At 59.3% G+C, this 18,781-nt stretch carries 14 protein-coding genes; 8 read left to right on the top strand and 6 right to left on the bottom strand.

Annotation, left to right across the window (positions count from 1 at the left end; all coding sequences use genetic code 11):
• Positions 1-11 precede the first annotated feature (11 nt).
• Together TRL7639_RS10860 and TRL7639_RS10855 are read left to right on the top strand one after the other, a co-directional pair.
• The gene (locus TRL7639_RS10860; RefSeq protein ID WP_085795690.1) at positions 12-1,022 is read left to right on the top strand and encodes an Ldh family oxidoreductase; all 1,011 of its coding nucleotides are present in this window, start codon (positions 12-14) and stop codon (positions 1,020-1,022) included.
• A gap of 92 nt (positions 1,023-1,114) precedes the next feature.
• Entirely contained in the window at positions 1,115-2,935 is a 1,821-nt protein-coding gene (locus tag TRL7639_RS10855) for a BCCT family transporter (RefSeq protein WP_085795689.1), read from the top strand.
• A gap of 73 nt (positions 2,936-3,008) precedes the next feature.
• Here the strand turns inward: TRL7639_RS10855 and TRL7639_RS23455 are convergent, their stop codons facing one another.
• Positions 3,009-3,908 carry a LysR family transcriptional regulator gene (locus TRL7639_RS23455; RefSeq protein ID WP_133057641.1) on the bottom strand — a complete coding sequence of 300 codons (900 nt, stop codon included), beginning with the start codon at positions 3,906-3,908 and terminating at the stop codon, positions 3,009-3,011.
• A 101-nt stretch (positions 3,909-4,009) separates the two neighbouring features.
• Between TRL7639_RS23455 and TRL7639_RS10845 the strand changes: the two genes are divergently transcribed.
• Positions 4,010-4,846: a hypothetical protein gene (locus TRL7639_RS10845; protein ID WP_085795687.1), complete on the top strand. Its 837-nt coding sequence runs from the start codon at positions 4,010-4,012 to the stop codon at positions 4,844-4,846.
• A 2-nt stretch (positions 4,847-4,848) separates the two neighbouring features.
• The gene (locus tag TRL7639_RS10840; protein WP_085795686.1) at positions 4,849-5,589 is read left to right on the top strand and encodes a sulfotransferase-like domain-containing protein; all 741 of its coding nucleotides are present in this window, start codon (positions 4,849-4,851) and stop codon (positions 5,587-5,589) included.
• Positions 5,590-5,620: 31 nt separating this feature from the next.
• Here the strand turns inward: TRL7639_RS10840 and TRL7639_RS10835 are convergent, their stop codons facing one another.
• Positions 5,621-7,000: a multicopper oxidase family protein gene (locus tag TRL7639_RS10835; RefSeq protein WP_235820301.1), complete on the bottom strand. Its 1,380-nt coding sequence runs from the start codon at positions 6,998-7,000 to the stop codon at positions 5,621-5,623.
• Between the two features lie 661 nt (positions 7,001-7,661).
• Here TRL7639_RS10835 and TRL7639_RS10830 point away from each other — a divergent pair.
• From TRL7639_RS10830 to TRL7639_RS10815, 4 genes are all read left to right on the top strand, one after another.
• Positions 7,662-8,570: a crotonase/enoyl-CoA hydratase family protein gene (locus TRL7639_RS10830; RefSeq protein ID WP_085795685.1), complete on the top strand. Its 909-nt coding sequence runs from the start codon at positions 7,662-7,664 to the stop codon at positions 8,568-8,570.
• Between the two features lie 268 nt (positions 8,571-8,838).
• Positions 8,839-9,807 (top strand): TAXI family TRAP transporter solute-binding subunit, encoded by a 969-nt coding sequence (locus tag TRL7639_RS10825; RefSeq protein ID WP_085795684.1) that lies wholly within the window; start codon positions 8,839-8,841, stop codon positions 9,805-9,807.
• 129 nt (positions 9,808-9,936) lie between these two features.
• Positions 9,937-12,558: a TRAP transporter permease gene (locus TRL7639_RS10820; protein WP_085795683.1), complete on the top strand. Its 2,622-nt coding sequence runs from the start codon at positions 9,937-9,939 to the stop codon at positions 12,556-12,558.
• Positions 12,555-12,986, top strand: a complete 432-nt coding sequence (locus tag TRL7639_RS10815; RefSeq protein WP_085795682.1) for a universal stress protein — start codon at positions 12,555-12,557, stop codon at positions 12,984-12,986. Before TRL7639_RS10820 ends, TRL7639_RS10815 begins: the two co-directional genes overlap by 4 nt.
• 69 nt (positions 12,987-13,055) lie before the next feature.
• Here TRL7639_RS10815 and TRL7639_RS10810 read toward each other — a convergent pair whose 3' ends face one another.
• The 4 genes from TRL7639_RS10810 to TRL7639_RS10795 form a co-directional block, all read right to left on the bottom strand.
• Positions 13,056-14,756 (bottom strand): ABC transporter ATP-binding protein, encoded by a 1,701-nt coding sequence (locus TRL7639_RS10810; RefSeq protein WP_085795681.1) that lies wholly within the window; start codon positions 14,754-14,756, stop codon positions 13,056-13,058.
• Complete coding sequence (locus TRL7639_RS10805; protein WP_370808947.1) at positions 14,753-15,694, bottom strand: ABC transporter permease; 942 nt, start codon at positions 15,692-15,694, stop codon at positions 14,753-14,755. The genes TRL7639_RS10810 and TRL7639_RS10805 overlap by 4 nt, the downstream gene beginning before the upstream one ends.
• A gap of 5 nt (positions 15,695-15,699) precedes the next feature.
• On the bottom strand, positions 15,700-16,677 hold the full coding sequence (locus TRL7639_RS10800) for an ABC transporter permease (protein WP_085795679.1): 978 nt from the start codon (positions 16,675-16,677) through the stop codon (positions 15,700-15,702).
• Positions 16,678-16,951: 274 nt separating this feature from the next.
• Entirely contained in the window at positions 16,952-18,622 is a 1,671-nt protein-coding gene (locus TRL7639_RS10795; protein ID WP_085795678.1) for an amidohydrolase, read from the bottom strand.
• Positions 18,623-18,781: the final 159 nt, after the last annotated feature.

Here is an 18,781-nt window from a genome sequence, read left to right as displayed (position 1 = left end):
AAGGCCAGACCATGATCGAGACCCGCACGCTCACACTCGCAGATATCGAAGATCTGTCGTTCCGCGCCCTAGTGGCTGCGGGCACGTCCGAGGCCAACGCAAGACCGCTCGCGGTTGCCACGGCCGCGACCGAGGCCGATGGTGTGGCCAGCCATGGCTTGGCTTACATCCCGATCTACTGCGAGCATGTGCAATGCGGCAAGGTGGATGGCTCTGCGATCCCGGCTGTCGATAAACCAACACCGGGCGTGGTGAACGTGGATGCGGCCACCGGGTTTGCGCATGCCGCGATTGACGCCGGTTTCGACGCCTTGATCCCAGCCGCGCGTGCGCAGGGCATCGCCGTGCTGGCAATTCGCAACAGCTATAACTGCGGGGTTCTGGGCTATCACACATGGCATCTGGCGCAGGAGGGACTGGTGGGACTTGGGTTCACCAATGCGCCGGCCTCTATCGCGCCGTCTGGCGGGTCCAAGCCGGTCGTGGGCACCAACCCGTTTTCCATCGCGGTGCCGGGGACCGACGGCCAGCCCGCGTTGCTCATCGACCAAAGTGCCAGCACAATCGCCAAAAGCGAGGTCATTAAACACGCGCGTGAAGGCAAGGCGATCCCGGTTGGCTGGGCTTTGGATGCCGACGGCAACCCCACCACCGATCCCAATGTTGGCCTCAAGGGGTCGATGGCGCCGTCGGGTGGATACAAGGGCGTCGGTGTGGCGATTCTGACCGAGGTGATGGCCGCGGCACTGACCGGCGCGACGCTTGGCGTGCATGCTTCGCCCTTCTCGGGAACAGCGGGCGGACCACCAAAAACCGGCCAAATGTTCATTGCAATCGACCCCAAGGCCACCGCAGGTGACGCTTTTGCCACCGGTATTGCCGGTCTCGTCCAAGTGATCCGGGATCAATCCGGCGCACATTTGCCCGGTGATGGCCGCCGGTCCAAGCGGCTGGCCGCACAGTCAAACGGTGTAGCGGTGAATGTGGCAACCTTGGAGAAAATCGAAGCCATTCTGACCTAAACCCAAGGTCGCGACGTCCGGTTCGGAGCGTGGCGGCCAGAATAAATCTCTCCATCCGAACCAAGGGACACGTGCGAACAGGGAGGAAACACATGTCAATCAAGCAACCCTTCACCAATCTGGAGATCAAGCGATCCTCAGGTGGGTTCTATGAGGGGCACAGCGTCGAAATCGCTTTGCTCAGTAAAGCCATCATGGTCGGACTTGTGCTTTGGGCCTTGGTCTGGCCTGCCAATGCCAACGGCGTGCTCGGCAGCCTCAACAGCCGCCTGCTTGAGACGTTCAACGTCTTTTACATCGTCATCGTCGGGCTCTTCATCTTCTTCCTGGTCGTCGTGGCATTGCTGCCCGGAACCGGCAAAAAGGTGATGGGACCGGCCGGTGAGGCGCCAGAGTTCTCGAACTTTTCCTGGTTTTCGATGATGTTTGGCGCCGGTCTGGGCGTGGGTCTGATGGTCTTTGCAACCGCAGAACCGCTTGGCCTGTGGGGATCGAACCCTGTTGTGATCGCACAAGAGGTCGCACCCAACACCGAAGCTGCCCTGCAATCGGGGTATCGCTATACCTTCCTGCACTATGGCTTTCATGCCTGGGCGATTTACGTGGTGACCGGCCTGTCGCTGGCGTATTACGCGTACACCCGGAACATGCCGCTGACCATCCGCACGGCGCTGACGCCGCTGTTTGGCAAGATGCTGAACGGGTTCCTGGGTCACGTAGTTGACGTCCTGGGTGTTGTGGCCACCATTCTGGGTGTTTCCGTAACCATCGGTTACGGCGTGTCGCAGTTCATCGACGGGGTCTATGCGATCACCGGCATGGAATGGATGATGGATATGACGGGCGAAGCTCCGGCTCCGGGCACGGTTGGCCTGCTGGCTGGCCTGTTCGTCATCATGGGACTGTCGATCATCTCGGCTGTATCGGGTGTTGGTCGTGGGGTGAAATACCTGTCGAACCTGAACCTGGTCCTGTCGCTGATCCTGCTCTTGACCTTTGTGGTCTTCGGCTCGTTCCTCTTTGCGATGAGCACCTATGCCTCGGCCTTTGTCGACTACATGCTGAACTTCATCTCGCTCAGCTTTGGTGCATTTGGTCCGCAATCTGCGGCTGATTTTGCCGCTGGTCTGCCAAGCGAAGCAGCTCCCTTTGCCGACGCGCTGCGCGGCGGAGCAACCAACGCATGGGGATCGTTCGCGGGCTTCAAGTCCGGTCTGGAAGGCGACGCGGCAGCTTTGTCCGACGACGTTCTGACGGCGGCTTATGCAGCGGGTGAACCTGCGCGTCAGTTCGGCTGGCAGGCGGGCTGGACCACCTTCTATTGGGCTTGGTGGATTGCCTTCTCGCCTTTCGTGGGCCTGTTCCTGGCACGCATCTCCAAGGGGCGTACCGTGCGCGAGTTCATCGTGGGCTGCGTGTTCGCTCCGGCGCTGGTCTGCTTTGCCTGGATGACCATCCTGGGCGGCACAGCGATTGATTTGGAACTGACCGGTGGGGCAGACGGTGCAATCATCGGCGCGTCCAACACCGCCAAGCTGTTCGTCACCCTGGGTCAGATGATCGAAGGTGGCTTGCTGCAGGGTCTGACCATCATGTGTGTGGTTTTGATCATGACCTTCCTGGTCACTTCGGCGGACTCGGGCATCCTGGTGATGAACACCATCATGTCGGGCGGCGACCAAGAGGTCGGCAACAAGCACAAGATCGTCTGGGGTCTGATCCTGACCGCCGTGATCGGTGCGCTGATCATGGCAGCGGGTGAAAACAACCCGATGGATGCCTTGCGCAATGCGATGATCATCGGCGCGTTGCCGTTCACGATGGTCATGGGCCTGATGTGCGTGGCGCTGGCCAAGGCGCTGTATCGCGACAGTCACCGCGAAAAGGCAGGCTTGGCGGAACCCGCCGAGTAATGTGAGCAGGGCCGCCCGTTTTGGGTGGCCCTGACCATATCAAAGCCGCAGGGGTCCAGGCCCCTGCGGCTTTTCATTTGCCGGACAGGGTTTTCAGCGCCGTCAGGCAGGCACGCGCCTTGTCGTTGCGTTCGCCATTGCGGGTCAACCGGGCATAGATCCCGACATCTGTCGAGAGCCAGTCACCCGGCAACCCAACCAATGAGCCCCGGTCCAAATACCCGCCGACAAATCCGCGCCATCCCAGGGCGAGCCCGGCACCTGCGGCTGCCATTTCCAGCAGATAGACATAGTTGTCGTGCGCGTCGCATTCCGTCCAACCCGCAGTTTCCGGGTGTGCCGCCTGCCACTTGGTCCAGGTGGTCCAGCCCAGGTTCTTTTGCTGCAATTCCAACAATCCCGGAGGATCGGCGTCGCCGTTCAAAGCCGCCATCGCCTGTGTGATCACCTCGGGCGTGCCGACGGGTTTGACCTCTTCCCGGCAGATCAGAACATGGTCCCGGTCGGGCGCGGTGCGGGCGTATTCAAAGACGATATCGGCCCCGGTTTCGATGGCGGCCCCGATCAGATGGTATTCGGCCGTCAAAAACCGCAACTCGACCCCTTTGCCCAAGGCGCGCCGCAGATCGCGGTAGCGGGGCATCAACAGCAGGTGGGATACCGCGTGCGAACTGGCCAGTGTCACCTCGGGCGCGGTCTGGGCCACGGTGTCCACCGCCTGCTGCAACCCATCCAACGCCTGCAGGGCCGAGGCGTAGAACCCTTCGCCCGCAGGGGTCAGGCGGACATCATGGCCATCGCGGTGAAACAACCGGGTGCCAAAGCGGATCTCAAGATTGCGGATGTGGCGGCTTATGGCGGGTTGCGAGGTGTTGAGCTCTTCGGCCGCGCGCGCAAAACCCTTGCGTCGGGCCACGGCTTCAAACGCGGTTAGTGCAGAAGTTGAGGGGAGAGAGTATCGTCGCTTGTTCATATCAAAATTGATATTGACCGTGGCCTGCGAAAGCAATGGATTTGGCAATGGGCTTGCGACAGCATCGGGCCATCTGACGCAGCAATCGGGTGCCCCACGCCATGAGCCAATATCAAAAACCGCCGAAATGGCGCGACCCAAAGGTGAAACTGTTTCCCCATCAGGTTGGGTTCACCTGTCCGCCGCATGATTTTGATGCGGCCCCGTCCGACTTCTTGCGCATGGCCCCGCGCAGTGTCGGCGCACATGGCCGGATGTTGCATGTGCCCGACTATGAGCACCGGCTGGATCAGCGAAAAAAGAACTTTGGCCTGCTTGAAGAGTTCATGGAATGCATGGCCAACAATGGTGCTGATGTCTGCGGGCAGGTGGGGTCGAACTGGGTTCATGCCAGTGGCCTGGGGGTCGAAGGCATCCGCCAGCACTGCGAGATGTTGTCGGACAAATACGAGACACCGTTTCACATGGCAGGCTACGCCATGGTCGAGGCGCTGCACGCGTTGAACGTGGAAAAGGTTGCGCTGAACGCCTGCTATCACCCCTCAAGCTGGTACCTGGGTACTGTGGGCTTTCTGCGTGAGGCCGGATTTGACGTCGTCTGGGCCGGGAATTTCTTTGATCAGGGGTGGTTCGCCTCGCAGCAGGAGGTTGATGACTGCATCTGGTGTTTTGATGAGGATCTGATCTGGAAGTCCTTCGACTACACTGCCGAACAGGCGCCCAACGTGGACGCCTATCTGATCAACGGCATGAGCAACTATCGCCGCGCAGAAGACGGGATCGCACAGCGCCCGGTGCATTATGATGCAGCGCTTGAGGAGCGGTTGGGCAAGCCGGTCGTTGGTCACGACATCGCGCTGTACTGGCGGGTGTTCAAAACACTGGGTCTGGCACCTGAAACACAGCAGGGCCGCCTGTTGTCGTCGCTGAAAGGATAATCATGCACAAGATCGTTGCCCTCTGGGCGGTGCCCCGGTCGACCTCGACCGCGTTTGAATGGATGATGCGCCAGCGCGGGGATCTGGATTGCCTGCACGAACCTTTTGGCGAGGCCTGGTATCAGGGCGAAGACCCGCTTTGGCCGCGCTTTACCGCAGGGGAAAAGACCACGCCCGGTCTGACCCTGGAAAGCGTCTGGGAGGACATCCGGGCGCGGGCGGAACAGGGCCCGGTGTTCATCAAGGACTTTCCCCATTACATCAATCATATGTGGGATGCCGAGTTTCTGTCGCATTTCACCCACGCTTTCCTGATCCGCGACCCGGCCAAAACCATCACATCGATGTACAACAAATGGCCCGATTTCGATGAGTTGGAGGTTGGTTTCCCCGAACAACGGGCGCTCTTTGATCTGCTGACGGCGCTCAACGGCATCGCGCCCCCGGTGATCGACAGCGACGATCTGCTTGAAGACCCGCACCGCATGACCCGCACGTTCTGCGAGGCGGTCGACATTCCGTTTCTGTCCGACGCGCTGAGTTGGGAGCCGGGCGGTGATCCGTCGGCGCACAGCTGGTGGGACGGCGGGTCATTCCATGCAAACCTGGCCAAATCGACCGGCCTGACGCCACAAAAGCGTAAATACGTGGATCTGGAGAACACGCCCGAGCGGGTGCAGCGGGTGCATCGGCGGATGAAGCCGCATTATGACCGGCTGCACGCTAATCGCCTTGGGGTCTAGCGCGCGGGGCTGAGCGCCCCGCACATCTACGTCACACAACCTGAAGCCAGGTGCGCATGCCGGCTGCGGCATGGGACAGCATATGGCAATGCAACAACCATTTACCCGGCGCATCGGCGCGGAACGCGATGGTGCGCGTCTCAGCACGCGCCATCAACAACGTATCGCGCAGGGGGCCAAAGCTGCCATCTGCCAGAACCTCTTGGAAGTGCTGGCCATGCAGGTGCATGGCGTGGGCAAAGGCGGTGTCGTTGACCATCTCGATCATCACCGTCTCACCCGTGCTTAAGCGAAGGAGCGGTTCGTCCGGCATGCCGACCACACCATTAAAGGCCCAGGCCTGACCCAGTTGCACCATCTCTTGAATGCTCAGACGTTCCCCTTTGAAAGTCGCCTCGCGCAGGCCGCCCATGGCGCCGCCTTCCATCTTGAGCGGGACCTTGCGGGCATCTTTGATCGTCGTCAGCCGGTGATGTGGGTTGTCGGGCAGGGCGGGGATGTCGCCGCGGTGAGTACCTGAGCCGGACACAGGAAACTCGGCAATCGCATAAACCCCATCGCGTTCATGGCTGGCGATCAGCGCGTCTTCGCCTTCCTCAGCTGTGACATCGACAATCAGATCGACCCGCTGTGCCGGTCCGATGAACAGCTGTTCGGGGTTCTCGGGTTGCAACAGTGGCATGCCGTCGAAGGCGACGATTTTGCCCTCCAACCCGATCAGGCTGATCTCCATGATCCGGTCGGTGGCCACATTGATCAGGCGCAGCCGCAGTCGGGCGTTTTTCTGCACGCGGCTTAGTTGAGGCGCGGTCACGGTATGAATGAAATTCCCCAACCGTCCGGCGTGGGTCCAGTCGTGCGGGCGATCGAAATCCTCGGATACTTTGCCGTCCTGCGTCAGCCGCCAGTCATCCAGAACCACCGTCAGATCGTGATCCACATCTGGCGGTTCGGTTTCGTCCACGATCAACACACCGTAGAGGCCACGCGCCACCTGTTCGGTCGATTGATGGTGCGAGTGGTACCAATACGTGCCTGCATCGGGTGGCGTGAAACTATAGGTGAAATCCCCTCCGGTCTGGACGGCGGCCTGGGTGATACCCGGCACGCCATCCATCGCATTTGGAAGGCGCAGCCCATGCCAGTGGATAGATGTGGGAGCGGGCAGTTGGTTTACCAGCTTGCGGGTCAGGGTTTGCCCCTGGTTCAGCCGGATAAGCGGGCCGGGCACCTGTCCGTCAAAGCCCCAGACCTCTGTTTCGGGGTACTCATCCGGCAGCAGGCGGATCTGCCCGGGCCGTGCGGTCAGTGTTGGGACAGAGGCTTGCGCGGCAACAGGCAACAGCGTCGCCGCCGCAGCCGAGGCCATAAAGCTGCGACGTGTCAGGCGGGTGTTCATATGGTCCGTCATGGTCTCGCCCTCTGGCTGGTGGTGACACTAGGCCTGGCATGTTTTGGCGCGTCAGGCCCACTTTTGTTCAATCTAGCAGTTTGCATCGGGTTTTCTCGTGTTCGTTCGCAATTTCACGCCCGAGGGCGTGGAAGGGTCGGTCACGAGCAAAGGCGAGGAGGAGGCGGATCGAACTCTGGTCGAATGCCGGCCGTAAAGGAGAGGTAAACCGCGTCGGCAGCAGGCCCAAGCGTGTCGAAAGCGGATGCAGAGACAAGGGTCGTAGAAAGATCAGCCCCACAAAGATGGCTCTGACAGCCTGTGTCTCTGTCCGACGCGTGGCATGTCATCTCTGTCGGGCAATGCGTTTCGGCCTCTAGCGTCATGCCCATGGAAGATGCAGGCGAGGCCCAGACCCAAAACCCGACCATGAGCACAGCTACCAGTCCCAGCAAAATGGGAAGCCGTGGGTGCAAAGCCAAAGTGCGTGTCCTCTGTGGGTCGGGTCTCATCTTGTTCGCACCATCCGTGCGGAATTGGGTCGGGTCAAGCGGCCCACCTGCGGCAAAGCCGCCGAGCGTTGTGACGTCGGGTCGTGTGGTGTGTTCCGCCATGTCCCCATTGACCCGCCGTAAAGCTCACCGAACCATGGCCACGCATTCACCCGGAGGAGAGAGACGAGATGCCTGAATTCACCACCCTGAAAATTGACCATGATCCGGATGAGCCCCGCATTGCGCGCCTGTTGTTGAACCGGCCCGAACGGTTGAATGCGATTTGTGATGAAACACCGGGCGACATTCGCGCGGCCGTTGAATGGGCAGAAAACAACGAGCAGGTGCATGTCATCGTGGTCGAAGGGGCAGGTAAAGGGTTCTGTGGCGGCTATGATCTGTCGGCCTATGCCGAGCAGGACATCGACCACCCGTGTCAGCAGGAAAGCTATCCCTGGGACCCGATCGCGGATTACGCGGTGATGAAGAAGAACACCGAAGACTTCATGACACTCTGGAAATGCCGCAAACCCACCATTGCAAAAGTGCATGGCGCCGCAGCGGCCGGCGGCAGCGACATCGCCTTGTGCTGCGATATGCTGATAATGGCGGATGATGCTCGCATCGGATACATGCCGACGCGCGTCTGGGGCTGTCCCACAACGGCGATGTGGACCTATCGTCTGGGCCCGACGCGGGCGAAAGAGATGATGTTCACCGGCAACTTGATCAGCGGCAAACAGGCGGCCGAATGGGGGCTGGCGAATTATTCCGTAACTGTTGACCAGCTGGAGGCTGAGACCATGAAAATGGCGCGCCGGATCGCTGGCGTCCCCTCGGGCCATCTGGCGATGCACAAAATGGTGGTCAATCAGGTGATGCTGACCATGGGTTTGGAACAAACACAGATGATGGCGACCGTCTTTGATGGCATCACGCGGCACAATCCCGAAGGGCTCTGGTTCCGCCGCTATGCCCAAGCCGAGGGGTTCAAGGCCGCCGTGGAATGGCGTGACAGCGGCAGACCGATTCCCGAAGGTGACGAAGCACGGGCGTTGATCCGAGAAATGGAAGCCCGGGCAAAGGCGTCTGATTAACACGTTTAGCAGTCGCGCAGTGACTGCGGGGAAATTTCGGATTTTGCCTTCAGTTTTGAAGAATCCAACGCCGAGCGTCCCTGCAGTCTCTTGTTGAGCCTTGACAAGTCGCGGGCACGGGTGAAACCCTGTTTGTATCGGGAGAGAAAAAAGTTCTTATATTTTGACCTGTTGCAGGTGGCTCACACGAAAGTGTGGGCTTGTGTCTATGGATCGAAAACCATTACGAGGACCTCCCGAGAGCGAAAAAGAAACTGGGAGTTCTTAAATGAAACGTTACAGCAAGCTGAGCCTGACTGCTCTGGCGGCGACCGCAATGATGGCTCCGGCAGCCTTCGCCGAAGAGTTCATCACCATCGGCACCGGCGGCGTGACCGGCGTGTATTACCCGACCGGTGGTGCGATCTGCCGTCTGGTGAACAAGGGCCGTAAAGAGCACGGCGTGCGCTGCTCGGTCGAATCCACCGGTGGTTCGGTTTACAACATCAACACCATCCGCGAAGGCGAGCTGGAGTTTGGTGTGGCACAGTCCGACTGGCAGTTCCACGCCTATAACGGCAGCTCGAAATTCCAGGATGCCGGCAAGTTCGAAGACCTGCGCGCGGTCTTCTCGGTTCACCCCGAGCCCTTCACCGTTGTTGCCCGCGCGGATGCTGGCATCGCCAACTTTGACGACCTCAAAGGCAAGCGCGTGAACATTGGCAACCCCGGTTCCGGTCAGCGCGGCACCATGGAAGTTGTGATGAACGCCAAGGGTTGGGGCATGAGCGATTTTGCTCTGGCAACCGAGCTGAAGGCGGCGGAACAGTCGGCTGCTTTGTGCGACAACCAGATCGACGCCATGGTTTACACCGTTGGCCACCCGTCCGGTTCGATCCAGGAAGCCACCACCGCCTGTGACTCGGTTCTGGTGAACGTGGATGGCGCGGGCATCGACCGTCTGGTTGACGAAAACTCGTTCTATCGCAAGGCCACCATCGTGGGCGGCACCTATCGCGGTAACCCGGATGACACCAAGACATTTGGTGTGGGCGCAACCCTTGTGACCTCGGCCAACGTGTCGGACGACGCGGTTTATGCACTGGTGTCGGGGGTGTTCGAAAACTTTGACGCCTTCAAAAAGCTGCACCCCGCGTTCGGCAACCTGAAGCCCGAAGAGATGATCAAGGACGGCCTGTCCGCTCCGCTGCACCCCGGTGCCGCGAAGTACTACAAAGAAAAGGGCTGGATGGAATAATCCACCAAAGCCAAAGGAACGAGGCGCCAACGAGCGCCTCGTTTCACACCCGGGCAGGTCCCGGGCCAAAAAAAGAAACTGCCCGGTCAGGTTGGTCTGACACGAGGCGGTTGGACAGGGAGATGATCTATGGCCCCAGAAACTCAGGGTGTCACTCAGGGCAATCGTCCGCTTACCGAAGAAGAACTGCAGGATCTGGTCGCATCGTCTGATGCGGGCGCCCGTGATCCGGCTGGCAATGTGGGGCTGTTCCTGGCCATTGTGGCCGTGATCTGGTCCGTGTTCCAGGTCGTATTGGCCTCGCCATTGTCGAACGTTCTTCTACCCGGCAGCGTTGTTAACAATTCACGCCAGATCCATCTGGCTTTTGCCATGTTCCTGGCGTTTGCAGCCTATCCGATGCTGAAAACCAGCCCGCGGAACTATATTCCGATCCACGACTGGTTGTTTGGCATCGTAGGGGCAGGCATCGCGCTCTATGGCTATATCTTCTATCAAAAAATCGTGGATTCCGGCGGACTTGCCGATGACTTGGACAAGTGGTTTGCGCTTGCCGGTCTGATCCTGCTGTTTGAGGCCGCGCGCCGTGCACTTGGCCCGGCGATGGCTATCATTGCGACGATCTTCCTGGCCTATGTCTTTTTCGGCTCATCCAGTTGGGTCCCAGAAGTCATCCAATGGAAAGGCGCCAGCCTGAAAAAGGCAATGAGCCACATGTGGATCACCTCCGAGGGCGTGTTTGGCATCGCCTTGGGTGTTTCGACCAAATTCGTCTTCCTCTTCGTCCTGTTCGGCGCGCTGCTGGATAAGGCCGGGGCAGGGAACTACTTTATCAAGATGGCGTTCGGTGCTCTTGGTCACCTGCGCGGTGGCCCCGCGAAAGCCGCCGTTGTGGGGTCGGCTGCGACCGGTCTGATCTCGGGTTCGTCCATCGCAAACGTTGTGACCACCGGCACCTTCACCATTCCGCTGATGAAGCGGGTGGGCTTTTCCAGCGAACAGGCAGGCTCGGTCGAGGTTGCATCCTCGGTCAACGGTCAGATCATGCCGCCCGTCATGGGCGCGGCGGCCTTTCTGATGGTGGAATACGTCGGCATTTCCTATGTCGAGGTGATCACCCACGCCTTCCTGCCTGCGGCGATTTCCTACATCGCACTGGTCTACATCGTGCATCTGGAAGCGGTGAAGCGGAATATGCCGACTCTGGGCAACCGGGTCGTGTCGATGGGTCGTACAATCGGCGGAATGGCGTTGTTCTTCGCGGGTTTTGCGGGTCTTTGTTACGGCGTTCAGTACCCTGTGCAGTTTGTCATATCGATGATGCCGGGTGCCTCGGGGCTGGTTCTGTCTGCACTGATCGTTCTGGCCTATATGGCGCTTCTGTGGCTCGCCTCGGGCGTTGATGATCTGGTACCGGATGATCCGAACGCCAAAGAGGTCGAACTGCCTGTGGTGTCCGAAATCTACAAGGCCGGTTTGCACTATCTGCTGCCGATCATCGTTCTGGTCTACTTCCTGATGATCGAGCAGAAATCTCCGGGGCTCTCAGCCTTCTGGGCGACGGCACTGCTGTTCGTGATCCTGCTGACACAGAAACCGCTCAAGGCGATGTTCCGGGGTCAGACCAACATGGGCGCGACATTTATGGACGGAGTTGGCGACCTGTGGCAAGGCCTGATTGACGGCGCACGCAACATGATCGGTATCGCCTTGGCCACGGCCACGGCGGGCGTGATCGTGGGTACTGTGACCCTGACGGGTGTGGGTCAGGTGATGGCCGATCTGGTCGAGTTCATGTCGGGCGGCAATCTGATCCTCATGCTGGTGATGGTGGGTCTGCTCAGCCTTGTTCTGGGCATGGGTTTGCCGACCACGGCGAACTACATCGTTGTCAGCTCGCTGATGGCCGGCGTTGTTGTGGAACTGGGCGCGCAGTCAGGGCTGATCGTGCCACTGATCGCGGTGCACCTGTTTGTGTTCTACTTCGGGATCATGGCGGATGTGACGCCCCCCGTGGGCTTGGCAAGTTTCGCAGCCGCCGCTGTATCCGGGGGTGACGCGATCAAGACAGGCTTCATCGCCTTTTTCTACTCGCTTCGCACCGTGGCCCTGCCGTTTGTGTTCATCTTCAACACCGATCTGTTGCTGATTGATGTGACGTGGACGCAAGGGATAATCGTGGCCATAGCCGCGACGATCGCGATCCTTGTCTTCACGGCCGGTACGATGGGCTATTTCCTGACCAAGAGCCGCATCTATGAAAGCATCGCTCTGATCCTGGTGGCCTTTGCTCTGTTCCGCCCGGACTTCTTCATGAACCGCATCTCGCCTGCGTTCGAAAATATCGAACCGGCAGCGTTCGTGCAAGCGGTGGGAGACTCTGAGGAGGGCAAGGAGATCCGAATGGTCGTTAGTGGCCCGGATTTCGACACTGGCAACACCAAGGAGACAACTTTGGTGCTGACCGTGGGACCCGAAGCGGATGGCGCAGCCCGCGTCGATGCGTTCGGCCTGCTGCTGTTGGAAGAGGATGGTGTGGTGAAACTGGATGAGCCTATGTTTGGCTCGCCCGTGGCATCGAGCCTGGAATCCTTTGACTTCTACGCCGATGACCCGGTTCAGATCGCCTCGATCCAGGCGCCTGCAGAGCAGCCGTTGAAAGAGCTGGTCTACATCCCGGCACTGATCCTGCTGGGGTTGATCGCAATGCTGCAACGCGGCCGCGCCGCCAAAGAAGGAGAACCCGCATGAGCAAGTCCATTCTTTGTGCAATCGACATCAGCAACGGTGAACATGACGGACCTGTCCTGGCCCGTGCCGCCAAACTGGCGGACATGGACGGGGCGCGGCTGGATGTCGTGACGGTGCTGCCTGATTTCGGCGAAAGCTGGGTGTCGGGGTTCTTTGAGGCTGATCACCACGAAAAGGCGGTGCATGAGGCCGGGGAGCAGTTGCAACGCCTGTGCATCGACACCCTGGGCGAGGATCGAAACGAAGAAATTCGTCACGTTGTCGCCACAGGCACAGCCTATCAGGAAATCCTGAAAACGGCCGAAGGCGCAGGTGCCGATCTGATCGTGATCGGGGCCCACAAGCCGGACTTCAAAGACTATCTGCTGGGTCCCAACGCGGCGCGTGTCGTGCGCCACTCGCAGGTGTCCGTCTACGTGGTTCGCTGAGCCTTTCAAATTAAAAAGCCCCGCCCGATGTCTTGTCGGGCGGGGCTTTGTTTTGTCTGGTGACGGGATTTACTCGAGGTTTTCCGTCGAGAGATCGTCCAGCTTCGGCATCAAATCCAGCAACTCGCGCGTATACTCCGTTTGCGGATTGGCAAAGAGGCTTTCCGTGTCCTGAATCTCGGCAATCTTGCCTGCCTTCATCACTGCCACCCGGTCGCACATCTGACGTACAACTGGCAGGTCGTGGCTGATGAACAGCATGGTCAGTCCCAGATGCTCTTGCAGGTCCTTGAGGATGTTCAGGATCTGTGCCTGGATCGACACATCGAGCGCACTGGTCGGCTCGTCACAGATCAGGAACCGAGGCTGCGTTGCCAAGGCCCGCGCGATCGAGATGCGCTGACGCTGCCCGCCTGAGAATTCATGCGGGTACTTCAGCGCCGCCGATGCGCCCAGACCCACCTGATCGAGCAGATCCTCGACCCGTTTCTGGATGGCGTTGCCCTCCATCAGCTTGTGATGCCGGATCGGTTCGGCCACAATTTCATCGACCCGCATGCGCGGGTTGAGCGACGAAAAAGGGTCCTGAAAGATCATCTGGATGTCCTGGCGATAGGCCTCTTGCACGGCTTTGTCACCCAGGTTGCTGACGGTCTTGCCATCAAAGATGACCTCGCCCTCATCCACCTGATAAAGCCCCGCGATCATCCGCGCGACGGTGGATTTACCTGAACCAGACTCACCCACGACGCCAAAGACCTCACCGGGTTTGATGTCAAAGCTGACCTGATCCACGGCCGTGAAATACTCTCGGCTCCACGGCAGCAAGCCGCGTTTTTGCAGGAACCGCTTGGTGATGCCCTTGATCTCATAAAGCGGCTTTGACGGATCGTTTTCCACCTTAGGCCAGTTACGAGCCAGATCCTCGATCGCAAAGCGCGTCTCGCGCCCGCCATAGCTGATCTGCGGGAAGCGGTGCAGCTTGAGCGTCGGGCGTGGCACAGCAGCGATGAGCGATTTTGTGTAAGGATGCTCAGGGCGGCCCATCACCTGCTCGGTGGGGCCGCTTTCGACCACTTCACCGGCATACATTACCGTCACCACATCGGTGGTTTCCGCAATCACACCCATGTCGTGCGTAACCAGAATGACGCCCACCTGCCGTTCGCGCGCCAGCTCCTTGATCAGGTCCAGGATCTGCGCCTGAACGGACACGTCCAGTGCGGTGGTGGGCTCATCGGCGATGATCACATCCGGTTCGGAACACAAGGCGAGCGCAATCACCACCCGCTGACGCATACCGCCCGAGAACTGGTGTGGGTACTGATCCAGCCGGGTGTCCGGGTCGGGGATTCCAACACGGTCGATCAGATCACGGGCGCGTTGCACAGCCTGAGCATCCGATACATCGTGATGCGCCTGAATGGTCTCGACCAGCTGTTCCTTGACTGTGAACAGCGGGTTGAGAGAGGTTAGCGGGTCCTGAAAGATCATAGAGATCTTCTTGCCGCGCAGCTTGCGCATGGCATCGGCATTCAGGCCACTAATAGTCTCGCCCTGAAAGACGATATCACCCCCGGTGATGTGGCCGGGACGTTCCAGCAGGCCCAGAACGGCAGCGCCGATGGTGGACTTGCCGGCCCCGGATTCCCCGACCAGACCATGGATCTGACCGGGTTCGACGGTGAGCGACGCTGCATCGACAGCGCGGAACACCTTGCGACGGGTCGGAAACTCGACCGTCAGTTTGTTGATATCAAGCAGGGTCATCGTAGCTTCGGATTCAATGCGTCCCGGAGCCAGTCTCCGAGCAGGTTGATGGACAGGGCGAGGGCCAGCAGGGTGATCGAGGGGAACAGCAGGATCCACCATTCACCTGAGAACAAGTACCCCTGACCGATGCGGATCAGTGTACCCAGCGACGGCTGCGTCGGCGGTGCACCCACGCCCAGAAAGCTGAGCGTTGCCTCGGCGATGATCGCGAGTGCCAGCGAGATGGTCGAGATGACCAACACCGGTGACAGCACGTTGGGCAACATGTGGCGGAACATGATCGGAATGGGGCCACGGCCGATCAGACGCGCGGCCTGAACGTATTCCTTGTTCTTCTCCACAAGCGCCGCACCGCGCACAACGCGGGCGAACTGCACCCAGTCCGACAGGGCAATCGCCACAATCAGCACCCAGATCGCCATTTCATTGCGATACTCGGGCGGGGTGATCCCCTTGGCGATGCCAAAGATCAGCATCGCGACCAGAATAGCCGGAAAGGTCAGCTGCACGTCGGCGACACGCATGATGATGGTCTCGGTCCAGCCGCCGACATACGCGGCGACAAGGCCCAGAACCACGCCGATGATCATCGCCAAAAGCACGGCCGAGATGCCCACAAAGAGCGAGATGCGCAGACCATAAAGGATGGTCGAGAACACATCGCGGCCCTGATCATCTGTTCCCAGCAAGAATGTCTCCTGAGTGAACGCATTGGGCACGCCCGGGGCGGTAAACCCGTTCATCAGGTTCAGGGTGGCCGGGTTGAACGGATCATGCGGCGCGATCAGCGGCGCAAAAAGCGCAGCCAGCAGCAGGATCGCCACCACCAGCAGGGCGATCATCGCCACCGGCGAATGGCGGAAGGACCAGACAAAATCGCTGTCCCAGAAGGTGGCCAAGCGCGACGGCGGCTTGGTTGCGGGGTCTTTGGTCATATCGCTCATGCGGTCCTCCCATCCACGCGCAGGCGCGGGTCGATGGCAAAGTAAAGAAGGTCGACGATCAGGTTGATGCCCACGAACATCACGGAAATCAGCATCAGGTAGGCGGCCATCACGGGGATGTCGACAAACTGGATCGCGTTGATGAACAGCAGGCCAACACCGGGCCACTGGAACACGGTCTCGGTGATGATCGCGAACGCGATGATCGAGCCGAGTTGTAGCCCCGTGACGGTGATCACCGGTACCAGAGTGTTTTTCAGCGCGTGGCGGAAATTGATGGCGCGTTCCGCCAACCCGCGCGCGCGGGCAAAGCGGACATAGTCGGCGCGCAGCACCTCAAGCATCTCGGACCGGACCAGACGCATGATCAGCGTCATCTGGTAAAGGCCAAGCGTGATTGACGGCAAGATCAGCGCCTTGAGGCCCGATGCCGTCAGGAAACCTGTGGACCAGCCCCCAATCTGCACTGTGTCCCCCCTGCCGAAACTGGGGAGGAGGTCCAGTTCCACCGAGAATATGTATATGAGTAAGATGCCTATGAGGAAGGTCGGTAGTGAGACGCCTATCAAACTGAGCGTCATGATCGTATTGGCCGCGATCCCGTTTCGTCGGATCGCAGTGAATACCCCAAGCGCGATGCCCAAGGTGATTGCAAAGAACCCTGACACAAGCGCCAGTTCCAACGTGGCCGGTGCCCGTTCGGCGATGATTGTCGAAACCGGGCGACCCTGACGGTAGGACACGCCAAAGTTGCCTTGAACGGCGCCTTGCAGGAATTTGAAGTACTGCACCGGAAAGGGCTGATCGAGCCCCAGATCCGTGCGCAGACGGTCGATGTCGGCTTGGGTGCGTTCCTGTCCCAGCATGTTGTCGATGGGATCACCGACAAATCGGAACATGGAAAAGGCGACCAACCCCACCACCAACAAAACGATGACGGATTGGAACACCCGCCGGATGATGTATGCGAGCATAGTTTTTCCCCTTGCGCGTCTCGAACCCGGTCCATGCCGTCTGTTGCGGCCCTTTTTGCGAAGCGTGACAGGATCACGCCATTTGGTTCACGGATTGAAACGCTTTGATACCCCCTCTTTGCAGGATGCGAGGGGATGGTCAAGTTGTCGCAGGGGAAGGGGGCGGGGAATGTCGCGTAAGCGGGATTTTGCCGCCGTTCATCGCCTTACTTACAGCGTCCGCAGTTTGCGTTTTCCTGCCATTTGGCACTTGCTCGGCATAATCCGCATTCCGCTACTCTTGATAGACGGTGTCACCCCTGAAAACCGTGGTGAGGACGCGAGTTTCGCTTATCTCTTCGAGACGCCCCTCTTGCTCAAGCTGAAAAAGATCTTGGCTGAGGACGATCATGTCCGCCGACTTCCCAACTTCAATGGAGCCGATCTGGTCCTCTTTCTGGATCGCATGTGCCCCGCCGTAGCTATAGGCGCGTATGGCCTCTTCCATTGTGATTGCAGTCACTGGAGCGAAGCGCCGTGTCACCACCTGTTCGATACCTAGCCAGGGCGACAACGGCGACACCGTCCAATCGCTTGCCAGCGCCAACTCGTTGCCACCGTCGATCAACCGGCGGGCCTGCCAAAGCCGAGACCGGGCGATGGCCTCGCCGAGCAAGCCCACGATTGTGTTATTCAGTTCTTCGGTCACCTGAAGCTGTGGGGAAAGTTCCGCAGCAACTCCAAGTTCTGCAAAACGCGGTATGTCATCAACTGAGATCTGAATATTGTGCGTGGGATGATGTCGAACCGTTGCGTCTGGATGATTGGTTTGGGCCGCCTCAATCGCGTTCAGGATCTGGTTCACTGCGCGGTCACCCGTTGCGTGTGCCATGACAAAAAAGCCTTCACCGGTGAGTTCGTCTACGAGACGGTTCAATTCGTCATCTTCGTAAAACTGATCACCGAAATTGTCAGGGAAGCCGGGATAGGCGTCAAAGTTCCATGCCTGACGTCCCAGCTGGGTTCCATCCAGAAACATCTTAAGACCCATCGGACCGATCAGCTCACTCCCGTAATCCGGTGACTGTCGCAGCGCGGCGAGCTGTTCTTCCTTGGTTCCGAACTCGTCGAAACGGTCGTAGTCCATTGCGACACTGATATACATCCCGAGATCGCCCGCCGCCTCCAGAGTTCTAAGCGCTTCAAGCCGATCAAGATCGCCGCCAGCGAGCCGAGTCGCGGTAAATCCGTTCGAATGATAATCTGCCATCATCGCACGCGACGCGTTCGTCCACTCTTCCAAGGTGCGTTCCGGCAAGAACTGGCGGGCATACCCCATGGCGAACTCTCGAACGGTGCCGGTAGGATTGCCATTCTCGTCCCGGACAATAACCGCTCTGGGATCAAGCTCAAGATCGGGATCGTTGAAGCCCATGAGCTCCAGCGCCTTGGTGTTCATCCATGCGCTGTGACCGGATTGATCTACAAGATAAACTGGTCTGTTCGGAACAATGTCATCCAGAAGCGAGGCCTCGGGTGCGTCGTTTGGGAACATTCCGGGCGGCCAGGTCTCGCCGGTAATCCACTCCTTGTCGGGATTAGCGTCCGCATAGTCCTTGACGGATTGCAGCAGGGCTTCCGGGGAGCTGTTATCGAGAACCAGCCAATTTTGGCGGGAGTACAGGGCAGTGATGCCGTGTGTGTGCGCATCGACCAACCCTGGAAGCACGAACCGACCGCCGAGATCGACCACATCCGATCCGCTTCCGGCGAGCGCCATCGCGTTTTCATTGGTACCCACCGCAACGAACTTTCCATCACGAATTGCGACGGCTTCGGCCCAAGGGGCGTCGGTATTGACCGTGTAGATATTTCCATTCGAGAAGATCCTATCCGCGTCTTGTGCGGTTGCACCGCTCGCAATGAGCGAGCACGTGATGACGCAAAGCAAACGTGTCGGACGCATCAATTGTCCCTCCCTGAAATCCTTACGGATCACGTTGGCATGGAATGCCCGTTCGGAAAAGCGCCCTGCACGTTTGACAAGAGTTTCTTGGGCTCGTTCGGTGTCGTTGGACCCGGCCCGGACATTTTAGTTTGGCATCAGGCGTCTGCAAGGTTGGCA

It is taken from the genome of Falsiruegeria litorea R37, from assembly GCF_900172225.1.
In the GTDB taxonomy this organism is placed as follows: Bacteria; Pseudomonadota; Alphaproteobacteria; order Rhodobacterales; family Rhodobacteraceae; genus Falsiruegeria; species Falsiruegeria litorea.
The sequence above is the reverse complement of the archived record's forward strand: the minus strand, read 5'-3'. Positions and strand labels throughout refer to the sequence as shown.

Coding starts and splice junctions, on each gene's coding strand:
- TRL7639_RS10860 (WP_085795690.1), top strand. CDS start 12: ATGATCGAGACCCGCACGCTCACACTCGCAGATATCGAAGATCTGTCG.
- TRL7639_RS10855 (WP_085795689.1), top strand. CDS start 1,115: ATGTCAATCAAGCAACCCTTCACCAATCTGGAGATCAAGCGATCCTCA.
- TRL7639_RS23455 (WP_133057641.1), bottom strand. CDS start 3,908: ATGAACAAGCGACGATACTCTCTCCCCTCAACTTCTGCACTAACCGCG.
- TRL7639_RS10845 (WP_085795687.1), top strand. CDS start 4,010: ATGAGCCAATATCAAAAACCGCCGAAATGGCGCGACCCAAAGGTGAAA.
- TRL7639_RS10840 (WP_085795686.1), top strand. CDS start 4,849: ATGCACAAGATCGTTGCCCTCTGGGCGGTGCCCCGGTCGACCTCGACC.
- TRL7639_RS10835 (WP_235820301.1), bottom strand. CDS start 7,000: ATGACGGACCATATGAACACCCGCCTGACACGTCGCAGCTTTATGGCC.
- TRL7639_RS10830 (WP_085795685.1), top strand. CDS start 7,662: ATGCCTGAATTCACCACCCTGAAAATTGACCATGATCCGGATGAGCCC.
- TRL7639_RS10825 (WP_085795684.1), top strand. CDS start 8,839: ATGAAACGTTACAGCAAGCTGAGCCTGACTGCTCTGGCGGCGACCGCA.
- TRL7639_RS10820 (WP_085795683.1), top strand. CDS start 9,937: ATGGCCCCAGAAACTCAGGGTGTCACTCAGGGCAATCGTCCGCTTACC.
- TRL7639_RS10815 (WP_085795682.1), top strand. CDS start 12,555: ATGAGCAAGTCCATTCTTTGTGCAATCGACATCAGCAACGGTGAACAT.
- TRL7639_RS10810 (WP_085795681.1), bottom strand. CDS start 14,756: ATGACCCTGCTTGATATCAACAAACTGACGGTCGAGTTTCCGACCCGT.
- TRL7639_RS10805 (WP_370808947.1), bottom strand. CDS start 15,694: ATGACCAAAGACCCCGCAACCAAGCCGCCGTCGCGCTTGGCCACCTTC.
- TRL7639_RS10800 (WP_085795679.1), bottom strand. CDS start 16,677: ATGCTCGCATACATCATCCGGCGGGTGTTCCAATCCGTCATCGTTTTG.
- TRL7639_RS10795 (WP_085795678.1), bottom strand. CDS start 18,622: ATGCGTCCGACACGTTTGCTTTGCGTCATCACGTGCTCGCTCATTGCG.